Source organism: Streptomyces sp. SID4985 (assembly GCF_009863025.1).
Taxonomy (GTDB): Bacteria; Actinomycetota; Actinomycetes; order Streptomycetales; family Streptomycetaceae; genus Streptomyces.
Genome location: NZ_WWIR01000430.1, coordinates 1 through 2,614 on the forward strand (window position 1 = coordinate 1; position 2,614 = coordinate 2,614).

A 2,614-nucleotide genomic window follows, 5' to 3' on the forward strand; every position below is an offset into this window, starting at 1 on the left:
CCAGCCGCTCGGGCCGGTCGGGATGCACGAACCGGCCGAGCACCGCGAGCACCCAGGCGAGCGCGGCGCCCGCCGCGGCGAGCCCGGTGCGCGGCAGCACCTCGCCGAGGGTGGTGTGGGCGTTCGCGGACACCGCGAAGGAGAACAGCAGCAGGATCGCGCCGAGTCCGCCGAGTCTGGTGGCGTCGCAGGAGTACTTCGCAAGGCCCGCGACCACCGCCGTCGCCGTCACGACGACGATGGCGCCCACGTCCCCCTCCCAGGGGCGGGCCACCGCCGCGAGCAGCGAACCGAGGCCCACGCAGGCCGTCATGGCCACCGCGACCCCGGCGAGCGCCCTGGCCCGGCGCCGGTAGGGCAGATTGCGCCCGAAGGTCGTCGTGAAGGCGCCCATCATCCCGTACACGCTCAGGTCGGCACGCCCGGCCGCGACGACCGGCAGCGCGGCGAGCGCCATGGCGAGCGCGGCGCGCAGGGCGAAGGTGAACGCGCCGTCCACCTTCTGCAGGGACAGCGACCCCTTCGGGGACAGCACGCGCGCGAGAGCAGCGGCCGCTCGCCGCCGGCCGTCACCGGTCACGGCGCGCTGGGGCGGGCGGGAAAGGGACATGTTCGGTGTATATCACTTGCTCCAGTCGGATTCCTGATCACTTACGAAACCCCCTCTGACCAGGGGCTCGCCTGGTACGTCCGGCGAGCTCGCCGGGGTTGCGCGACCGTCCCCGGCCCGGTGTCCGCCGAACCCGAAGGCGGCGGACACCGGGCCGAGGACGGCCGGTACGACTACTGTTGTTGCGCATGAGCATCTGGCTGCCGGTGTCCGCGGTTCCCAGGCTGGCCGGTGCGGTCGTCGTCGGCGCGGCGGTCGGCGTCGCGGTCGGACTGACCACCCAGGCCGCGCTGGGCATCCTCTGCGGCATCGCGGCGGCGGGCATCCTCTTCGTGGTCGCGGGCTGGCTCGTGCTGTGGCCCATGGACGCGAAGACCACGCACACCAACGCCCGGCGCGAGGACTTCCGCCCGCACATCGAGGAACTCGTGGTCGTGGTGGCCTCGCTGCTCGGCCTGGTCGGCATCGTCCTGCTGCTGGTCGCGAACCGCTCCGGCACCGGACCCGCGGCGGCCGCCGTCGCCGTGTGCGGCGTGTTCATGGCCTGGGCGGCGCTGCACCTGATGTACACCGCCCGCTACGCGTACCTCTACTACGGACCGGCCGACGGCGGCATCGACTTCAACTCCTCGCGGCCGCCGGCCTACCGGGACTTCTTCTACTTCAGCTACAACCTCGGCATGACCTACCAGGTCTCCGACACCAGCGTCTCCAGCCCCCTGATCCGCTCGGTCGTGCTGCGGCACTGCCTTCTGTCGTACCTGTTCGGCATCAGCGTGCTCGCCACCACCATCAACCTGGTCACCGGGATCGTCACGGGCTGACCAGGTGCGGAAGCGGCCGACCCGGCCGTGCGGTGCCTCGGCATGCGCGCGTCAGCAGGCGCCGACCCACTCCTCCGTGCCGTCCACGAAGAGCTGCCGCTTCCAGATCGGCACCTCGTGCTTGAGGGTGTCGGTGAGCAGCCTGCAGGCCGCGAACGCCTCCGCGCGGTGCGGGCAGGAGACGGCGGTGATCACCGCGACGTCACCGATGGACAGCAGACCCGTGCGGTGCACGGCCGCCATGGAGAGCACGGGGAAGTCGGCGGCGACCTTCTCGGCCACCCGCCGCAGCTCCGCCTCCGCGCTCGGGTGGGCGCTGTACTCGAGCGACGTCACGGACTTGCCGCCGTCGTGGTCGCGCACGGTGCCGACGAAGAGGGCGGTCCCGCCGGCCGCGTCGTCACCGACCGCCGCGTACACCTCGTCGAGCGAGAGCGCGGTGTCGCGCAGAGCGAGCAGACGGATGGGGGAGGCGAGCGACGAGGACAGGGAAGAGGAGAGGGTCTCGGGCAGGTGCAGCATGGCGCGGTCCAGGGTCCGGGTTCCGATGGGGGACGGTCGTACGGGGAAGCGGTCGTACGGGGGAGTGCGCGGGGATCAGCCGCCCGCGAACGGGGGCAGCACCTCGACCGTGCCGCCCTCGGGCAGCGCGATCGCCGTGTGGTCGCGGTCGCCCACCGGGGTGCCGTCGACCAGGAACGAGCAGATGCCCAGCACCTGGCCGAAGCGCGGCCGGTCGGCGTGGCGGGCCCGCGCCTGCTCCAGCGCCTGCGCGAGGGTCGTGGCGCGGTAGGGCTCCTCGGCCGTACCGGCCGCGCCCTTGGCCGCGGCCCAGTAGCGGATGATCCCGGCGGGTGCCGTCTGTGTCTCCATGTCCTGTGCCTTTTCCGGTGGTTGTCGTCTGGCTCGTGGGGGCGGGGAAGGAAGGGCGAGCGGCGGGGCCGTCACCGTGCGGGCAGGTCCAGGACCTCCACCGTCGCACCGGCGGGTGCGCCGCCGGGCGGCACCACGGCCAGGCCGTCGGCCAGCGCGAGGCCGCGCAGCATGGCCGGACCGTCGTACGGCAGGGGAGCCACCTCGGCGCCCGCCCTGCGCACCGGCAGCAGCCGGGTGTCGCGCGGGTGCCCGGGCAGCTCACCGGCGGTGGGCGCGAGGCGCGGCTCGGGATCGGTGTGACCGC

General features: G+C 73.4%; 3 protein-coding genes and 2 pseudogenes. 1 reads left to right on the forward strand and 4 read right to left on the reverse strand.

The annotated features are described in order from the left end of the window. Nucleotides 1-610 (reverse strand): annotated as a pseudogene (locus GTW40_RS18825) (FUSC family protein); the annotation flags it as partial. Between the two features lie 188 nt (nucleotides 611-798). Here GTW40_RS18825 and GTW40_RS18830 point away from each other — a divergent pair. Continuing rightward, nucleotides 799-1,434, forward strand: coding sequence for a DUF1345 domain-containing protein (locus GTW40_RS18830; protein ID WP_161181364.1), 636 nt, complete (start codon nucleotides 799-801; stop codon nucleotides 1,432-1,434). 51 nt (nucleotides 1,435-1,485) lie between these two features. Here GTW40_RS18830 and GTW40_RS18835 read toward each other — a convergent pair whose 3' ends face one another. From GTW40_RS18835 to GTW40_RS18845, 3 genes and pseudogenes are all read right to left on the reverse strand, one after another. Next, a complete protein-coding gene (locus tag GTW40_RS18835; protein ID WP_161181365.1) occupies nucleotides 1,486-1,956 on the reverse strand; it encodes a molybdenum cofactor biosynthesis protein MoaE in 471 nt (156 codons plus the stop codon). Nucleotides 1,957-2,031: 75 nt separating this feature from the next. Then, on the reverse strand, nucleotides 2,032-2,307 hold the full coding sequence (locus GTW40_RS18840) for a MoaD/ThiS family protein (RefSeq protein ID WP_161181366.1): 276 nt from the start codon (nucleotides 2,305-2,307) through the stop codon (nucleotides 2,032-2,034). A 71-nt stretch (nucleotides 2,308-2,378) separates the two neighbouring features. Further along, a pseudogene (locus tag GTW40_RS18845) lies at nucleotides 2,379-2,614 on the reverse strand (molybdopterin molybdenumtransferase MoeA); the annotation flags it as partial.